The organism is Pantoea anthophila (genome assembly GCF_006494375.1).
In the GTDB taxonomy this organism is placed as follows: domain Bacteria; phylum Pseudomonadota; class Gammaproteobacteria; order Enterobacterales; family Enterobacteriaceae; genus Pantoea; species Pantoea anthophila.
Map to the genome: position 1 here is coordinate 1 of NZ_VHIZ01000037.1, position 15,839 is coordinate 15,839.

Annotated in this window: 16 protein-coding genes and 1 pseudogene; 15 read left to right on the forward strand and 2 right to left on the reverse strand. The window is 53.4% G+C overall.

What is annotated here, in order from left to right:
• Window positions 1-225 precede the first annotated feature (225 nt).
• From FJW00_RS07120 to FJW00_RS07170, 11 genes are all read left to right on the forward strand, one after another.
• Window positions 226-498, forward strand: a complete 273-nt coding sequence (locus tag FJW00_RS07120) for a zinc ribbon domain-containing protein (protein ID WP_140923350.1) — start codon at window positions 226-228, stop codon at window positions 496-498.
• Between the two features lie 140 nt (window positions 499-638).
• A complete protein-coding gene (locus tag FJW00_RS07125; RefSeq protein ID WP_140923351.1) occupies window positions 639-2,918 on the forward strand; it encodes a hypothetical protein in 2,280 nt (759 codons plus the stop codon).
• Window positions 2,919-3,087: 169 nt separating this feature from the next.
• Window positions 3,088-3,780 carry a thioredoxin domain-containing protein gene (locus FJW00_RS07130; RefSeq protein WP_140923352.1) on the forward strand — a complete coding sequence of 231 codons (693 nt, stop codon included), beginning with the start codon at window positions 3,088-3,090 and terminating at the stop codon, window positions 3,778-3,780.
• Window positions 3,781-3,922: 142 nt separating this feature from the next.
• Complete coding sequence (locus tag FJW00_RS07135) at window positions 3,923-4,912, forward strand: LysM peptidoglycan-binding domain-containing protein (protein WP_140923353.1); 990 nt, start codon at window positions 3,923-3,925, stop codon at window positions 4,910-4,912.
• 170 nt (window positions 4,913-5,082) lie between these two features.
• A complete protein-coding gene (locus tag FJW00_RS07140; protein WP_258317019.1) occupies window positions 5,083-6,030 on the forward strand; it encodes a phage late control D family protein in 948 nt (315 codons plus the stop codon).
• Entirely contained in the window at window positions 6,027-6,638 is a 612-nt protein-coding gene (locus tag FJW00_RS07145) for a phage baseplate assembly protein V (RefSeq protein ID WP_140923355.1), read from the forward strand. Before FJW00_RS07140 ends, FJW00_RS07145 begins: the two co-directional genes overlap by 4 nt.
• A 3-nt stretch (window positions 6,639-6,641) precedes the next feature.
• Window positions 6,642-7,007, forward strand: coding sequence for a phage tail protein (locus FJW00_RS07150; RefSeq protein ID WP_140923356.1), 366 nt, complete (start codon window positions 6,642-6,644; stop codon window positions 7,005-7,007).
• A 4-nt stretch (window positions 7,008-7,011) separates the two neighbouring features.
• Window positions 7,012-8,121 carry a baseplate J/gp47 family protein gene (locus FJW00_RS07155; RefSeq protein ID WP_140923357.1) on the forward strand — a complete coding sequence of 370 codons (1,110 nt, stop codon included), beginning with the start codon at window positions 7,012-7,014 and terminating at the stop codon, window positions 8,119-8,121.
• Window positions 8,122-8,784 carry a UCP028438 family phage-derived protein gene (locus FJW00_RS07160; protein ID WP_140923358.1) on the forward strand — a complete coding sequence of 221 codons (663 nt, stop codon included), beginning with the start codon at window positions 8,122-8,124 and terminating at the stop codon, window positions 8,782-8,784.
• A gap of 49 nt (window positions 8,785-8,833) precedes the next feature.
• The gene (locus FJW00_RS07165; RefSeq protein ID WP_140923359.1) at window positions 8,834-10,252 is read left to right on the forward strand and encodes a gp53-like domain-containing protein; all 1,419 of its coding nucleotides are present in this window, start codon (window positions 8,834-8,836) and stop codon (window positions 10,250-10,252) included.
• Window positions 10,253-10,254: 2 nt separating this feature from the next.
• On the forward strand, window positions 10,255-10,680 hold the full coding sequence (locus tag FJW00_RS07170; RefSeq protein ID WP_140923360.1) for a tail fiber assembly protein: 426 nt from the start codon (window positions 10,255-10,257) through the stop codon (window positions 10,678-10,680).
• A 35-nt stretch (window positions 10,681-10,715) separates the two neighbouring features.
• Here FJW00_RS07170 and FJW00_RS07175 read toward each other — a convergent pair whose 3' ends face one another.
• Window positions 10,716-11,363 carry an Ail/Lom family outer membrane beta-barrel protein gene (locus FJW00_RS07175; RefSeq protein ID WP_140923361.1) on the reverse strand — a complete coding sequence of 216 codons (648 nt, stop codon included), beginning with the start codon at window positions 11,361-11,363 and terminating at the stop codon, window positions 10,716-10,718.
• A gap of 59 nt (window positions 11,364-11,422) precedes the next feature.
• Between FJW00_RS07175 and FJW00_RS07180 the strand changes: the two are divergent.
• Window positions 11,423-11,580 (forward strand): annotated as a pseudogene (locus FJW00_RS07180) (ASCH domain-containing protein); the annotation flags it as partial.
• A 343-nt stretch (window positions 11,581-11,923) separates the two neighbouring features.
• Here the strand turns inward: FJW00_RS07180 and FJW00_RS07185 are convergent.
• Complete coding sequence (locus tag FJW00_RS07185) at window positions 11,924-13,102, reverse strand: aminotransferase class I/II-fold pyridoxal phosphate-dependent enzyme (protein ID WP_140923362.1); 1,179 nt, start codon at window positions 13,100-13,102, stop codon at window positions 11,924-11,926.
• 240 nt (window positions 13,103-13,342) lie between these two features.
• Between FJW00_RS07185 and FJW00_RS07190 the strand changes: the two genes are divergently transcribed.
• The 3 genes from FJW00_RS07190 to FJW00_RS07200 are packed head-to-tail and all read left to right on the forward strand — an operon-like array spanning window position 13,343 to window position 15,838.
• Window positions 13,343-14,155 carry a MetQ/NlpA family ABC transporter substrate-binding protein gene (locus tag FJW00_RS07190; protein WP_140923686.1) on the forward strand — a complete coding sequence of 271 codons (813 nt, stop codon included), beginning with the start codon at window positions 13,343-13,345 and terminating at the stop codon, window positions 14,153-14,155.
• A complete protein-coding gene (locus tag FJW00_RS07195; protein ID WP_140923363.1) occupies window positions 14,152-15,177 on the forward strand; it encodes a methionine ABC transporter ATP-binding protein in 1,026 nt (341 codons plus the stop codon). The genes FJW00_RS07190 and FJW00_RS07195 overlap by 4 nt, the downstream gene beginning before the upstream one ends.
• Window positions 15,170-15,838, forward strand: a complete 669-nt coding sequence (locus FJW00_RS07200) for a methionine ABC transporter permease (protein ID WP_140923364.1) — start codon at window positions 15,170-15,172, stop codon at window positions 15,836-15,838. The genes FJW00_RS07195 and FJW00_RS07200 overlap by 8 nt, the downstream gene beginning before the upstream one ends.
• Window position 15,839 lies beyond the last annotated feature (1 nt).

Sequence of the window (15,839 nt, forward strand, 5' to 3'; positions counted from 1 at the left end):
TGATGTGTCTGATCCGGCAGACTTGGTAAGGAAGAATGACATGATTAGCCATGACTTAAAAACGTGTATACATAATCTGAATTACAACAAAGGCTTGATCACATTTACGAGGGAAGAGCTTAGTCGATAGAGGACGGTACCCGTTTCACAGAGTGGTAGATTTGCTTCCCTTTACATCAGATTCCCTTTAGGATTTATCTGAATACTTTTAATGGGGATAGGGATATGGAATTGCTGATTTTGTGTGCATTGATAGGCTGTATTCCTGCTGCGATAGCAAGCAGTAAAGGGCGGTCATTCTTTGGCTGGTGGTTGTATGGCGCTTTGTTTTTTATAATTGCGTTAATTCATTCGCTATGCATTCGAAAAGATCATAAGTCAATCGAAATGGACCAGATGAGTGAAGGTTTAGTTAAATGTCCTTATTGTGCTGAGATGATTAAACCAGAAGCCATAAAATGTAAGCACTGCGGCAGCGATATTAATTTAGCTACTTAATACAGTTGCTTAGATGCTGGCACATCTGATAAAGGCATAATACACTGAATTTATATAATCATTTGTTATTTATGATTATTTTATCCTAAATTAAACCCAGCCTTGGCTGGGTTTTTTTACATCTTTAAAACGAGGATCGCATGGATGTTCAGGCTTACCGCGTAGCCGTGCGGCTGGCGCTCGATGACCAGATTACGCGCAACCTGCTGCAGGTAAGCCGCGATGCGATTGAGCTGAATAAGAAGTTCGTCACCATCACCCGGAACATTAAAGCACTGACGAGTGCGGCTCGCGAGGCGACATCTGCGCTGCAGGCACTTAATCGCTCCCTGAACAATCAGTTTAACGGCGCATCCCGCGGAGCGCGTGAATATGCCGGTGCCATCCGTGAGATAGCTGACCAGACGCAGCGCATCAACCGTGCCTCCCGGCATGCGCCACTGGCGGCGGGAAGCTTTGGTGCCGCCATGATGCTGCCCGTTCTGGCAGCAGGTGCCGCAGCTGCAGGCGGCAGCGGTGGATATGGCAACCCTGGCGGAAGATCTGCACTGCCTCCGCCTTCAGGACAGGGTGGCTGGTGGCATGGCTGGCATAATGGCGTGCCCCCGGGCGGCTGGGGCGGCGGCGGTTCTGGTCACGGCGGTAATGGCCGACAACCTGGCGGAGGCTCCTTTTCAGAGGGTATGACCAATATGGCCACCGGCTATCTGGGTTTCAGAATGCTGAAAGGCTTTGTTGATGAGGCGGCCCGTTACCAGACCATGACGGAGAAGTTCAGGCAGTTTGGCATGAGTCAGCCGGCAACTGAAGAAGCTCTGCGTTTCGCCGAAACCACGCGGGTCCGGGGCGCCTCAGCCACTGACATGCTGAAATATCTTGTGGAAGCGCAGGGTGTCTTCAGCGAGTCCGGCAGAAAGTCTGTGGAGGAGCAGCTGCGCGCGGCAAAACTGGCAGCACCGGTGCTGGCGCGAATCAACTTCGCCTCACGCGGGCTGGATGAGCATCAGCGAGAGGCCACTACGGTGAAGCAGATGGACATGCTGCGCTTCACCGAGACGGCGGGCGGCCTGAAAAGCCCGGAGCGCTTTAATGAACTGATGGACGCAGCGTTTCGCGCCATTCAGTCTTCAGGTGGTAATGTCGATTTCACTCAGTACCGCCAGTTCATGGCCAAAGCGGGCACCTCCGCCTTCAACCTGAGCAATAAAGCACTGTTTGCTGAGCTGGAGCCGATTATCGGTGAGCTGAAGGGCAGTGCAGCAGGTGATGCGCTGATGACGGCCTATAACCGTTTAAACGGGATTATAAAGCTGCCCAATCAGGTCACGCACGACCTGATGACGATGGGCATCTGGGATGCCAGTAAGATTGAACTTAACAGTCTGGGCGGGGTGAAGCGTTTCAGGGGCAATCCCCTTATCAACGCGCAGCTCTTCAGCCAGTCGCCTGTCGAATTTTATGAAAATGTCATCCTGCCGCTTTACCGCAGGCACCACTACACCGAAGAACAGAAGCAGCGTGAGAACGCCCTGATATTCGGGCGGACCGGCGGCAAGATGTTCAGTCTGATCGACAAACAGCTTGAGACCATCCACCACCGTATCGACGCCTACGGCATCGCGCGCGGGCTGAATGATGCCTATGTCGCGGTCGGCGGCACCTATAACGGCAAAGCGATCGACTTTCACAAGAAATGGCAGAACCTGCAGCGGGTGATGGGGAAAGATGGCGGCCTGCTGGACACGTTCACGCAGGGGCTGGACACGCTCACGCACTCCCTGCAGCAGATGGCAGATATCGCACACCGGCATCCTGAGATGGCGAAGTTTGTGGGGCAGGCGGCAATGGCCGTAACCGGGCTTGCAGGCATCAGTGGCGGTTTATGGGTAATTAAACATGCGGCAGGGGCACTGCTGACACCGCTGAAGCTGGCGGGCTGGGGCATTGATCTGCTGATTGGCAGAAGTGCCACCACGGGTCTGACTGGTCTCACCGCCGCGCTTACCGGTCTGCCGGGCATTATCTCAGCCATAACAATGGCCGCCCTGTATCCGGGCAGCACGGTCTCGCAGAGCCGTGAAATGGCCGAACGTGACAGGCTGGCCCGGCAGAATGCGCGGGATAACGGAGTCGCTTATAAGCCCTGGATGCCTTCTCAGCTGGACTTTGACACACAGCAGCAGCGTGAGCAGACGTATCGTAAAACCGGACTGTACCCGCCAATACCGCCTGTGACCGGCGGCCAGTCACTGCAGCCCGTTAACCTTCTCATGACGCATGAAGGGCGCCAGGTCCTGGTGGCCACCGTCATGAGCGGTATCAGTAAACAGGCCGCCAGAGCGCCTGCGTCCACCAGCAACTTTGATCCGACCATGCTGATGGTGTATCCCGGTCAGGCTGGCAGCCTCTCACTGCCCTGACGGCATACTGATTCGTTCATTTCATGCGGCTGGCAGCACTGTCTGCCCGATCTGCAACAGATGCTCTCAGGACGGCTGGTTTTCAGGATTCTGAATGTCGCGCCGGGCATGCTTACTTCCTCATTCTCAGCCTTAGCAGCTGCCATAAAGTCATCCGGGAGGAGGGGATATGCTCGAAGATTATTTTTTAATGCTGATGCTCATGGGCACAGGGCAGGCATCATCAGAGGTACCCCCTGCGCTGGTCAGAGCCAGCGTGGAAACTGTAAAGCCTCAGCGTTCGCCACAGACAGAGGTGCTGATTCACAATAAGCTGCTGAACGACCCGCTGTCGCCCAGAGTGGGTGCAGCGTATCCGGAACTGACAGTAGTAAGTTTCACTAACTATGACTGTCTGGAATGCAAAGAGGTTGACGGTAATCTGGAAAAACTGCTGAAGGCTTATCCCCGTATCGCCGTCACCTACAAGCTGCTTTCATGGGGCCCGGAATCATCTACTGCTGTCACGCGCCGGGCACTTTCGGTCTGGATTGAGCAGCCCGAAAAATTCCATGCATTTCATCATGCGCTGATGTCATACAGGGGGATGGCTGAAGATGTGCGTATCTATTCTGCTTACAGAGCCGCCGGCATGAAACTGAGCATGTACCGGCCTGATACCCAGCACATCATCGATGTGAACAAAGAATTTCTGAAAGTACTGCACCTGCCAGGCACACCGGCAACCATCATCGGCGATAAAACATTGCTGGGACCGGTGAGTTATGAGGCCCTTGAAAACGCGGTCAAAACTGCCCTGAACGATATCAGGAACGAGAAACATCTCGCCGTCCTGAAAAAGCAGAAAATCAGAACACAGTAACCACTAAAGTAAGCACGTCATTTTCCAGCTGAATGGATGTCCGGGGATATCTTCCCCGTGAGCCAGGCCCCTGCAGAGCACACAGCTGAGCCTGCAGGTTACTCCCCTTACTTTCAGTGGCCCTCAGACAGGCACACCCGGTATGTCATTTCTTAATTCACTGCCACAGTTCGCACAGGGTATCGATCCGACTGTAACCCGTCTGCTGCTCGGCGACTTCGAGTTTATGGAATTTGAAGTGCCTGAGCAGGTTGCCATTCATGGCAGGCAGAAGACCGTACAGCATCAGCTGATTGGGGGCAGGCGGGTCATTGATGTGCTGGGCACCGAATATGAGCCACTCACCTGGTCCGGCATCTTTACGGGAGCTCAGGCAGGTGCACGCGTCGGTGCGCTGGAAAGAATGCGGGACGCCGGGCACCCGGTACTGCTGACGCTTGATGACTACCGTTTCACGGTGGTCATCACGGCTTTCAGACCGGTCTATGAGTTGATCTGGCGTCGCCCGTACTCCATTGAAGTCGCAGTCGTCCGTAATGAGGGTTCGCCGGAGAAAGTGGATGCTCTTACCGGTGCACTGCGGGAACTGATTGACAGTGACCTGGGCCGGGCACTGGGTCTGGCTGATCTGATTAATATTGATGCCGTTACGCAGACCGTTAAAGACCTGCATCAGGCTGTTAAGCAGGTCACCGACTTTGCACATGCCACGGTCGCGCAGGTGCAGGCCGTTGTCAGGCCGATGATTACTGCCCGGAACATCATTCACCATGAGCTGGCGCTGCTTGAAGCCGCAGCGCGTAACATCACCTCACTGGGCGGACTGGTACCCGGCAACCCCGTCTCCAGAACCGTCAGTAATCTGCTCCTTCAGTCAGACCACGTGACCCGCATTCCTGCTCTCTACCGCCTTCAGGACGTGCTGGGAAGGCTGCATAAAAACGTCAAGGCAGGGCAGTCTGCCGCTGGAATAAAGGCTGTTACGCTGTCGGGCGGCAACCTTTACCAGGTGGCATCAGAGCAGTATGGAGACGCCTCTTTATGGACCAGCGTCGCTGATGCCAATGACCTGTCCGATCCGCAGCTGAGCGGCATTCACACGCTGAAGATACCCGCCAGCCCGAGGCAATAGCGATGGACGTTAATCATCCCATAACAGCATCCAGTGCCCGGCACGTCAGCGGGCGCTGTCTTTTAAACGGCAACAGTGTGCCATTTGTATCCTTCAGCATTGAGAGCAATGCGTTTCGCGGCGCGGGCACGTTTGAGCTGACGCTGGCGATTTCAGCGCTGCTGCCCGCCATGCAGCTGCTCAGCTGGTGGGCGGTGCAGACCACCATCAGGGTTGAGCTGTTTATCTCAGTCGTGACCCCGGCAGGCATTGATGAAAAAAAACACATTACCGGCAATATTGATACCTGGCATTACGAACCGGCGCGATTTGAAATCACCGCAGAAGGGCGCGATTACACCGCGAAACTGATTGATGCGAAGACACCCGGCGAGAGCTTTAAAAACCTCACCAGCTCACAGATAGCCTCCACGCTGGCGCAGCGTCACGGCCTGACACCGGTTGTGACAGCGACGACGCAGCGTGTGGGCGAATATTATCAGATTGATTCAACACATCTGACCGGCGAGCAGAGTGAATGGGACCTCATTACCGGGCTCGCAGCGATTGAAAACTTTTCAGTTTATGTAGAGGGTGAAAACCTTCACTTCGAACCGAAGCGAGCACCTGCCAGTGATGGACACTATATTATCCGCTGGCAACCGCCTGGCGAGCAGGGGTATCCGCGGTGCAATGTCTCTGATGACTTGTCATTTTCACGTGCACTGACCATTTCAAAAGGGGTAATGGTGGAAGTTCTGAGCTGGAATGCAAAGCTGAAGAACAGGCAGTTTATCGCAACTTATCCGGGACCGGCCCATGGAACCTTACCGGGTAAGGCCATAGCCGAAAAGCAGGTCTATCGCGTAATCCGTAACGGATTAACTCCCACAGCCGCTCTTGAGCTGGCCCGGTCTCTCTACAGGCAAATCATTCAGCATGAGATGACGTTCAGCGGTTCTGTACCGGGCGACAATCTGCTCATGCCCGGTACATACATACGTATTGAGGGCACCGAAAGCCCGTTTGATCAGGTTTATTACTGTGATCGTATACGGCGCACGGTGAACTGGGAAACAGGCTACAGAATGCACATCTCTGGCAAAAACCACAGCCCTGCACTGGACATTGAACGGTGAGAGCACTGCTGAATGTTATGGCCGCCACAGCCCGCCAGTCCGCTGCAGGTGTAAGCGGGACCCGTCAGGGCATCATCACCGCCTATGACCCGGTCAATTATGCAGTAAAGGTTCAGATTCAGCCGACCGGTGAGGAAACCGGCTGGATACCGCTCAGTACGCCGTGGGCGGGTAATGGCTGGGGGCTGGCAGCAGGGCCGGTGATCGGCGCAGTAGCGGAAGTGGGATTTGATTCCGGTCTGCCGGGCGCAGGGATGGCACAAGGGCAGTTCTATAACGATACGGACTGCTGTCCGGGACCGCCGTCCGGTGAGTTCTGGCTGGTGCATCAGAGTGGGTCATTGCTGAAGTTTCTTAACAGCGGGGAAGTCCTGCTGAGTGCGAAGGAAAAACTTATCTATGATGCACCGGCACATCACTTCACGGGGGGTGATGTGCGGATGGAAGGGGATCTGACTGTCGTCCGGGACATTCGCGACAACAATGGCCGCTATGGCACCGTTCATCGTATCCGCTCGGTTTATGGTGGTCATACTCATCTTGAGAAGGGACAGGGCAACTTTACAGCCCCTCCGAAGCAGCAAATCGACAGCAGTCTGGAACGGTAATCTATGCACGACCTCTATCACTTCACCGGCGGAGATCTGGGCCCTTCTTCTACAGGTGACTTACGCACTGCCGTCGGAGGAGAACATGCTAAGCAGCGCATTCTTCGCCGACTGCTGACCAATCCGGGGGACTATCTTTTTCACCCTGAATACGGTGCCGGGCTGGGAAAGAAAGTGGGTGAGACACTCAAGCCGGGTGAGTGGAGGGCACTCATACGCGGTCAGATGTTGCTGGAAGATGCTGTATCCCGCCAACCTCCCCCTGCTGTGAAGCTGGCTCTTGTTGAGGGGGGCATCAGTGTGTCGATCGCCTACACCGATGCCATAACCGGCACGCCTGAAACTCTTCACTTCGATGTCATGAGGTAAGTGTATGTCATCGCTTAACGTCAAATCCTTCACTGAACTTGTCAGCGAGCAGGTCACATCCATTCAGGCGCGCTCAGCAAAGCTGGTGGACTTCTCTGTTGGCAGTATTCTGCGCTCACTTGCAGAGTCAAATGCGGGTGTGACCATGTGGATCCAGCAGTTAATTGTGAAACTGCTGGTCAGGACCCGCGCGGCCACCTGCTCCGGGGAAGACCTTGATAGCTGGATGGCGGACTTTGGCTTTTTTCGTCGCTCTGCCGTGCAGGCCATCGGAAAAGTGACGTTCTCCAGGGTTACGCCAGCGTGTCAGGCAATAATTCCGGTTGGTACGCAAATAACCACAATCGACGGCACTCAGACCTTCACAGTCGTCGCAGATAAGCCTGGTCAGCCAGAATACACTTTAGCGGCTGGCGTTAAGGCTTTGGAGCTTCCGGTACAGGCAAATATTGCCGGCGCGGGCGGGAATGTGCGGGCAGGCACCCTCAGCATTATTACCAGCACATTGTTATATGTTGATCAGGTAACCAATACTGAGCCGTTTACCGGTGGGAAGGATGCAGAGACGGATGACGACTTCCGCGCGCGATTCAGAATGTGGATCGCTTCATTATCAAAAGCTACCAGAGCGGCGATTGCGTTTGCGCTCAGTAATGTGCAGAACGGGATGAGCTTTACACTGACAGAAAATGTGGCCCGGGATGGAACGCCAAAGCCGGGGTATTTCTATGCAATTGTCGACGACGGGAGTGGCAATCCACCCGCTGAACTCATTGACAGGGCATACAGGGCAATAGATGCCGTTCGCGGCTTCACTCTTACTTTTGGTGTCTTTACGCCGGATAAAATTATTGCCAACGTCATTCTTTCTTTTATTTCAGCCGAGGGCGCTGACCATGCAAAGGTTGCGGAACTAATTGAACACGCAATAAAGGACTACATCCAGGGCCTCAAACCAGGCCAGCTTCTGGCTTATACCCAGCTTGTTAGAGTGGCGTATGCTGCCAGTCCCCTGGTGACGAATGTGACCTCTGTCAGCCTCAATGGCGCAAAAGCTGATCTGGCTGCTTCCCCCGCGCAGGTGATTCGAAAAGGTGATATTACGGTGAGCTGAATGGCAAAAGGCGATCAGAACGACTTCCTCATGCGACTTGCCGCGCTGCTGCCGCAAGGCTGGTTCAACGATAACAGCCGGATTCTGACAGGCACGCTGTCTGCCTGTGCCACCTCGTTATCCTGGTGCTACACACTTTATCGTTATGCCTGTCAGCAGACGCGAATCTCTTCAGCCAGCGATGGATGGCTTGATATCGTTGCATATGACTTTCTGGGGGGCCGGCTTATCAGGCAGGCAGGTGTATCTGATGAGAAGTTCAGACACCAGATACGACTCAGTCTTTTCCGGGAACGTGGAACACGGCAGGCGGTAACCGACATTATTGAGATGCTGACCGGGAATAAACCGGTCGTATTTGAACCGTCGCGTCCTGCGGATACCGGGTCATACGGCGGACCGGTTACAGGTTATGGCACAGCCGGCAGATATGGTTCCTGCTGCCTGCCTTATCAGGCATTTGTCGACGTCAGTCGCCCCAGAGGGCAGGGCATTCCCCGTATTGCAGGCTATGGCGTCTCAACCGCGGGATACGATACCCCGTCGTGCGCACAGTACGCCTCCCGCGAAATGTTCACCGGCAGTGTATCCGATGCGCAGATTTACGCCGCGATAGAATCCGTTAAACCGGAAGGCACGCTTGTCTGGGTGAGAATACATTAATTACTACCCAGGTTAATAATCGACGGCCACCCTGCAGGTGGCTTTTTTTATGGGTAACATTATGGATCGTCAGATTGTATACCCGGGCGCCATACCGCTCGAAACTGACCTGCTGAACACGAATAAATTCGCCATGACAGGACTGGCAAAACTGGCCGCAGCCATTCTGGGTGAGGGTACCTGCCTGCATGGTCTGAACTGCAAGCCTACCGTACCAGCTTCCATGAATGTCGAAGTTGGCGAAGGGCAGATTTACTCCCTCCAGCCTTCTGATGCTACACCTTATTCCTCACTGGCTGCTGATAACGGAAGTACCCTCCTTAAACAGGGATTTAATATGTCTCGGTGCCTGTTCAGGCTTGATGCACCCGCTGTGCAAGGCTACAGCATTAACTATCTGATTCAGGCGACTTACGCAGATATCGATACAGGCCTGACAGTATTGCCCTATTACAATGCGACTGACCCGGCAATTGCCTACAGCGGGCCGCATAACAGCGGCAACGCACAAAGCACAGTGAGATCAGGGCAATGTCATCTGTCAGTGAAAGCGGGTGTTGCTGCCCGTACAGGTGAGCAGAGGTCCCCGGCACCAGATCCAGGTTATACGCCAGCATGGGTCATCACCGTGGAAAACGGCGCGCTATCGATAGGAGGCGCAGCAATACGTATGGCTGATCATGCGCCATTTCTTCCGGAAAACGGCTTCATTAGTGCTGTGCAGCAGGGACGTCTTAATAATTGCAAAACTAAAACCGAAGGCGACAGCTATCATCTTATCTGTCAGCCACCCGTCACAACCCTCGCAGAGGGTATGCGTCTCTTTTTCCGCACAGCAGTGACCAACACAGGACCCTGTAAACTTCGTGTTGGCGATTTGCCTGCATATCCCGTATATGACAACGCCGCCAGAGAACTCATCAAGGGCACGCTCAGCATGTGTCATCAAAACGAAGTCGAGTGGAATGCGACGCTGAATGCGTGGATCTTGTGTAATCACCAGCAGCAAGTCGACTGGGATGATTTTAACAAACGTTTTATCTCAATCAGCGGCGGAGAAATAACCGGCGATTTGACGGTTGAAGGTTCGCTGAGTACGGAGAAAGCACTGAAGGTCGGTGAATCAGAATTAATTGCCGAAGGGGATATTAAGGGCAAAACCTGGGGCGGAAGTCTGCAGAAATGGCTGATAAACCGCTCAGCATCTTTGCTGAAGGGAGATGACTATCTGGTCTGGAAAGATCCGGTCAGTCACCTCATCATTCAGGGTGGGCATCGTTCAGGTGCAGGTGATATTGGATTTCTCACCACATTTCCCAGTAAGTGTCTGACCGTATTAATCACGCAGTCAGGTAAAAAAGGACAGAGTAAAGACAATTCGTTCGTGGACAATGTAAGCACCCAAAAATTCACCTTGCATGCAGGCAAGGGTGAACCATCATTTTACTGGCTGGCAATGGGATATTAATCATGCGGTTTGGTTACAGTGCAAAAGTGAATGCTTTTTTTTTGCTGGATGATGAAGAGGCTTACAGGGCAGGTGGCACCTGGCAGGATGATATTATTCCCGTTACGGAAGACGTCTGGCGTCAGTTTGTCAGTCAGCCACCGGAAGGCAAAACACGAGGTGCAGGAAAAAACGGCATGCCTGAATGGGTTGATATTCCTGATCGGGAAAAAAGGGAGGCAGACCGGCGTTTTGCATTAAAGAGTGACCTGCTGGAAAAGGCGGTCGAAGAAATACGCATGCTGACAATTGTTCAGGACGTTTATGGACTGAGTATTGAGGAAAAAGGAAAACTCGCTGACTGGAAAAAATATTTAGCGGATGTCTACAGGATGGAAATAAACAGTAAGGATAAGGTTGACTGGCCCCGTGCGCCGGGCAAGGCATAAAATGGCCCACATCCTGTGGACCATAAAACAAAAACTCAGAAGCGATAACCAACATCCATGAAAACGCTTTTGACCGGGTGTTTTTTATCATCAAAACTGGCGCGCGAGCCTTCATAGCCTGCAGTCAGCGCCAGATTATCAGCAGGATTAAGCGTAATACCGGTGCTGTATGCATACTGACTGGATGACTGACCGTGCGGGTTGTCAGAAGCAGAAACAGGCTTGACGCTTCGGGCAGGGAATTCGACTCTCGAATGAGAAATACCCCCAAGAGCAAATACGCTTAAATTCTCAGATAGCCGGTAGGTTGGCCCTGCCATTACGGAGTAATATTCAGCCTTGCTATCAAGGTTATGTTTTTTTCGGTAACTCTCTCTGCAGGTTTTATCAGCCTGTCTGCATGAGGAGAGTTCATCCTGCCAGCTATTCTTCATCGCGGTCAGCGACCCCATCACACCCCAGGGTTTCGCATTTTCATACTGAAACCTGAAGTTCCCGCCTCTGACATCTCCAAAATCTCTGATATGCCCCTGTTCATAACCTAAAGACATGGTCGGCCTTTCCTGTGACCCGTACGCCATCGTGGCGGAGCACGTAATCACAGCGATCACGAGACCTGATAATGATTTTCTGAACAACATCTGAACTCCTTTTAAACATGGGATGCTGATTTCGGCATGCATACCCGTTGAGGGAGACCCATTTATATCCAGAGTGAAGTTCAGAAAAGTGAAAACAGACAGTTTTAATGAAACTGGTCCGTTTTTGTGATGTTACTGAGGGGTTTGCCCGCAAAGAAGGCGAGGGCGATATAAGTCTCGAATACTGGCAGAAAGAGCATAAGTGGTTTTTCTCAGTGCAGAATATTTTTCTGGCAATATGGAAATTATCGCAAAATAATTTGAGGTGATTGAGTCGTTGTAAGATTGAACGGGTATTCTGGCATTTCATACCTTATGATTTATTACAATGTCCGCTTCTGGCACAAGGCGGACAGACGGCTCTGAAGGCCCGCTATGAGCGAAAAGCTGACATAACCATCGGGTGCGCTGGGCCATTTAGGAGCATCAAAAACCAGGCCTGAGAGACCCGGGCTCTGTGAGTTCCCTCGAAGTGATCTACTATTCCGCGCAGCTATTAAGCCGGTGAGTTTTATGCTGAAGCGATGATGCAGACTACTACACGTCAGGCTGCTGCTTGCAGGTTGTAGGCTCCTGTGCGCACCTGCTAAAAAGTGTCGGGTTCAACTGAAGAGTTTCAGTGCCGCAATCCGCTTCAGCGACTCATCCAGTGCCTCGTCGCTGGCGGTCAGGCTCAGGCGTATAAACCCTTCGCCGCCAGCGCCAAAACCGTGCCCTGGAGCAACCAGAACCTGCGCCTCGTGCAGCAGGTGCTCGGTGAACAGCTGCGAGCTGTATCCCGCTGGAACCGGTAGCCAGAGGAAGAAGGTGCCCTGGCGGGCATCCACCGGCCAGCGCATCGCTTCCAGCGCGCGGATAACCCGCTCGCGACGATGGTGGTAAAGTGTGGCAAACTCCGCAACCGCGCTCTCCGGCAGACCCAGCGCGGTAATTGCCGCATCCTGCACCGCCCCAAACACTGTGCTGTAGCTGTGGGTGTGCAGCTTTTTAAATGCGCTAATCACCGAGGCATTGCCGACGGCGAAGCCGAAGCGCCAGCCTGCCATCAGGAAGGTTTTCGACATCGTATAGATCTCAACGCTCCACTCTTTAGCCTCCGGCTGCGACAGCAGGCTCGGCGGCGCGTCCTGCGGATGGCGGCCAATCGCCGAGTAGGCGAAATCGTGCAGAAGCGGAATGTTCAGCCGCTGCACGAACGCCAGCGCATCGTCAAACAACTGCGGGGTGGCCACCGCCCCGGTGGGATTGTGAGGATAGTTCAGCATCAGCAGCCCGGCATGCTGAGTGACAGCTTTCGGCACCTCGGTAAAGTCCGGCAGAAACTGGTTTGATGCGTGCAGCGGAATACCGTAGAACTTTGCCTGCGCCTGCGCGGCGGCCGAACGGTAAATGGGGTAGCACGGATCGGTCGAAATCATATACTGACCGGGCGCGAGCAGCGCACGCGGCAGGCCGGTCACGCCGATATGCGAGCCGTGGAAAACGGCAATTTCGCTATCCGGGTCCAGCTCTGTGCCGTACTGACGTTGATAAAAGCGGGCTATCGCCTGGCGCAGCGCGGGCTTGCCCCAGAACGATGGATAATCGTGGTTTTCTGGCTGCGCAGCGGCGGATTGCAGCGTGGCGACCACTGCTGCCGGCGTAGGCTGGCGCGGACTGCCGGAAGACAGGTCAATCAGCGGGCGCTGTGAGGTATCGATCTGTGCCGCCATCTTTTCCAGCGCACTAAACAGATTCTCTTCTAACTGATCAAGCAGGGGTGAAGCAGAAAATACCGGCATAACACATCCCGATAAAAAAATAATACCTGGACTATGGCATAGCCCGTCATTTCATAAAATGAAATTATCCGGCAGGAAAAATATTAAAATTAATAAGGATATTAATAAATCGCAATAACAAAAAACAGTTAAGGTTAGCACAATAAAGATATTGAGCGGAATTCACTTTTGCTGCAAAATCCTGAGTATATTGGAATCAATTATTTTTGTATTCAACACGTTACCGGAGAGAATGTTCCTATGCGCAGGTCATTGATTAGCGGAATTGTTGTTGCCTTATTGTCTTCTGCTGCAGTTATTTCGACAGCGCATGCCGATGATAAATTAATTCGTTTGGGTTTTAATCCCGGCCCTTATAAAGAACAGTTTCAAAAAGGCGTTGCGCCCTTTTTGATCAAGAAGGGGTATAAAGTCGAGTATAAAGATTTCAGCGACGGTATTCAGGTTAATGATGCGGTGGCGCGGGGTAATATTGAAGCCAATATTATGCAGCACCCGGTTTACTTAAAATCCGTCAACGAACGTCTGGGGATAGATAACGTCGGCATTGTGCAGGTGCCAACCCCACCAATGGGCCTCTATGCCGGCAAGCTCAACACGCTGAACACCCCAAAGCCGGGCACGGTGATTTCAGTCCCGAACCAGGCACCTAATGAATACCGCGCCCTGCTGGTGCTGCAAAGCCTCGGCTGGGTTAAGCTCAAGGCCGATATCGACCCGGCGACCTTCTCACAGAAAGCGATCATCGAAAATCCCTACAAAATCGTGCTGAAAGAAATGGATAACGCCCAGCAGGTTCGCGCATTGCCGGACGTTGATTTCGGCCTGATTCAGGGGAACTTTGCTGTCTCCAGCGGAATGAAATTAAGCTCGGCGCTGAAACTGGAAACGCCAACCAGCCAGTTTATCAATGTGGTCACGGTAGCCGGGAAAAATGAAGACGCGCAGTTCGCTAAAGATATCGTGGCAGGCTACCACTCCGCCGAGTTTAAAACCTATATCACCAGCCATTCGCAGTACGACGGCTACCTGCAGCCCAGCTATTTCAAATGAGCCAGCCGGTTATCCGCTTTAACGCGGTCAGCAAAACGTTTACCCGCAAGGGAGAAAGCTTCCTTGCGCTGGATAACGTCAATCTGACGATTAATCAGGGTGATATCTTTGGCGTAATCGGTACCAGCGGCGCGGGAAAAAGTACGCTGCTGCGCTTAATAAACCATCTGGAAGCGCCTACTCAGGGCGATGTGCTGATTAACAATCTGTCGCTGCAGGGCATCAGTAAGAAACAGCTGAACCAATTAAAGAAAGATATTGGCATGATCTTTCAGCACTTTAACCTGCTGAACTCGCGCACGGTATTTCACAACGTGGCGATACCGCTGATCTTACAGGGGCGCGATAAAGCCTTTATTCGTGAGCGGGTGAGCGAGCTCCTGGCTTTCGTGAACCTCAGTGATAAAGCAGAAAGTTATCCCGATGAGCTTTCCGGTGGGCAAAAACAGCGCGTGGGGATTGCACGCGCGCTGGCCACCAATCCGTCAATTCTGCTGTGTGATGAAGCGACTTCGGCCCTGGACCCGCACACCACCGTGCAGATCCTGCTGCTGCTGCAGGAAATCAACCGCCGCTACGGCATCACCATTGTGCTAATTACCCACGAAATGTCCGTGGTACAGAAAATCTGCCACAAGGTCGCGGTGATGGCACAGGGGCGGGTAGTTGAACAGGGCAGCGTACTGGATCTGTTTGGCCAGCCTAAGGAAGAGGTCACCGCCAGCTTTGTACAGTCGGTGATCCATGATCGCCTGCCGGAACAGACCGTGGCGCGCATCAGGCAGCAAAGCCAGAGCCGGGCACTGCGGCTGGAATTCGTCGGTCAGACCGCGCAGCAGCCGATCGTTAACCGGCTGATCCGCGAGTATCCGGTGGAGGTCAATATCCTGTTTGCCAGCATGTCAGAAATTCAGAACACCATTCTCGGTTTTATGATCGTGCAGATCGGCGGGGAAACGGCGGACATTGATGCGGCAATCCGCTACCTCCATGACGCAGGAGTGAAAATCAGCGATGTTTGAATTTATTGATACCGCCGTGACCGGCGATCAGTTTCTGCTGGCGCTGTACGACACGCTGATTATGGTCAGCGTCTCGCTGGGATTTGGTGCGCTCCTTGGTATCCCACTTGGCATTGTGCTGGTACTGTGCCGCCCCGGTGGCATTTTGCCCAACGTGGCGCTGCACCAGCTCCTCAATCCCGTGGTCAATATCCTGCGTTCCCTGCCGTTTATCATCCTGCTAATCAGCATTCTTCCTGTCACCCGCTGGCTGGTTGGCACTACCATCGGCACCGCCGGCGCGATTGTGCCGCTGGTAGTGTTTATCGCTCCCTATATTGCCCGGCTGGTGGAAAGTTCTCTGCTGGAGGTAGATGACGGCATTCTTGAATCCGCCAACGCCATGGGGGCCAGTACCATCCAAACCATCTGGTACTTTATGCTGCCGGAAGCCGCATCATCGCTGATCCTGGCACTCACCACCGCCACGATCGGCCTACTGGGTGCCACCGCGATGGCCGGCACCGTCGGTGGCGGCGGCATCGGCGATCTGGCCATTACCTACGGATATCAGCGCTTTGATGCCTTCGCCACGCTCACCACCGCGCTGGTGCTGATCGTAATCGTGCAGCTTTTACAGACCTTCGGCACGCGTCTGGCGCGACGGATACGTCGCGAATAAT

Bases quoted from the DNA above. Each gene is read 5' to 3' on its own strand.
- FJW00_RS07160 (WP_140923358.1), top strand. From the start codon at position 8,122: ATGGCAAAAGGCGATCAGAACGACTTCCTCATGCGACTTGCCGCGCTG.
- FJW00_RS07125 (WP_140923351.1), top strand. From the start codon at position 639: ATGGATGTTCAGGCTTACCGCGTAGCCGTGCGGCTGGCGCTCGATGAC.
- FJW00_RS07155 (WP_140923357.1), top strand. From the start codon at position 7,012: ATGTCATCGCTTAACGTCAAATCCTTCACTGAACTTGTCAGCGAGCAG.
- FJW00_RS07190 (WP_140923686.1), top strand. From the start codon at position 13,343: ATGCGCAGGTCATTGATTAGCGGAATTGTTGTTGCCTTATTGTCTTCT.
- FJW00_RS07185 (WP_140923362.1), bottom strand. From the start codon at position 13,102: ATGCCGGTATTTTCTGCTTCACCCCTGCTTGATCAGTTAGAAGAGAAT.
- FJW00_RS07195 (WP_140923363.1), top strand. From the start codon at position 14,152: ATGAGCCAGCCGGTTATCCGCTTTAACGCGGTCAGCAAAACGTTTACC.
- FJW00_RS07200 (WP_140923364.1), top strand. From the start codon at position 15,170: ATGTTTGAATTTATTGATACCGCCGTGACCGGCGATCAGTTTCTGCTG.
- FJW00_RS07150 (WP_140923356.1), top strand. From the start codon at position 6,642: ATGCACGACCTCTATCACTTCACCGGCGGAGATCTGGGCCCTTCTTCT.
- FJW00_RS07135 (WP_140923353.1), top strand. From the start codon at position 3,923: ATGTCATTTCTTAATTCACTGCCACAGTTCGCACAGGGTATCGATCCG.
- FJW00_RS07170 (WP_140923360.1), top strand. From the start codon at position 10,255: ATGCGGTTTGGTTACAGTGCAAAAGTGAATGCTTTTTTTTTGCTGGAT.
- FJW00_RS07120 (WP_140923350.1), top strand. From the start codon at position 226: ATGGAATTGCTGATTTTGTGTGCATTGATAGGCTGTATTCCTGCTGCG.
- FJW00_RS07130 (WP_140923352.1), top strand. From the start codon at position 3,088: ATGCTCGAAGATTATTTTTTAATGCTGATGCTCATGGGCACAGGGCAG.
- FJW00_RS07175 (WP_140923361.1), bottom strand. From the start codon at position 11,363: ATGCATGCCGAAATCAGCATCCCATGTTTAAAAGGAGTTCAGATGTTG.
- FJW00_RS07165 (WP_140923359.1), top strand. From the start codon at position 8,834: ATGGGTAACATTATGGATCGTCAGATTGTATACCCGGGCGCCATACCG.
- FJW00_RS07140 (WP_258317019.1), top strand. From the start codon at position 5,083: ATGCAGCTGCTCAGCTGGTGGGCGGTGCAGACCACCATCAGGGTTGAG.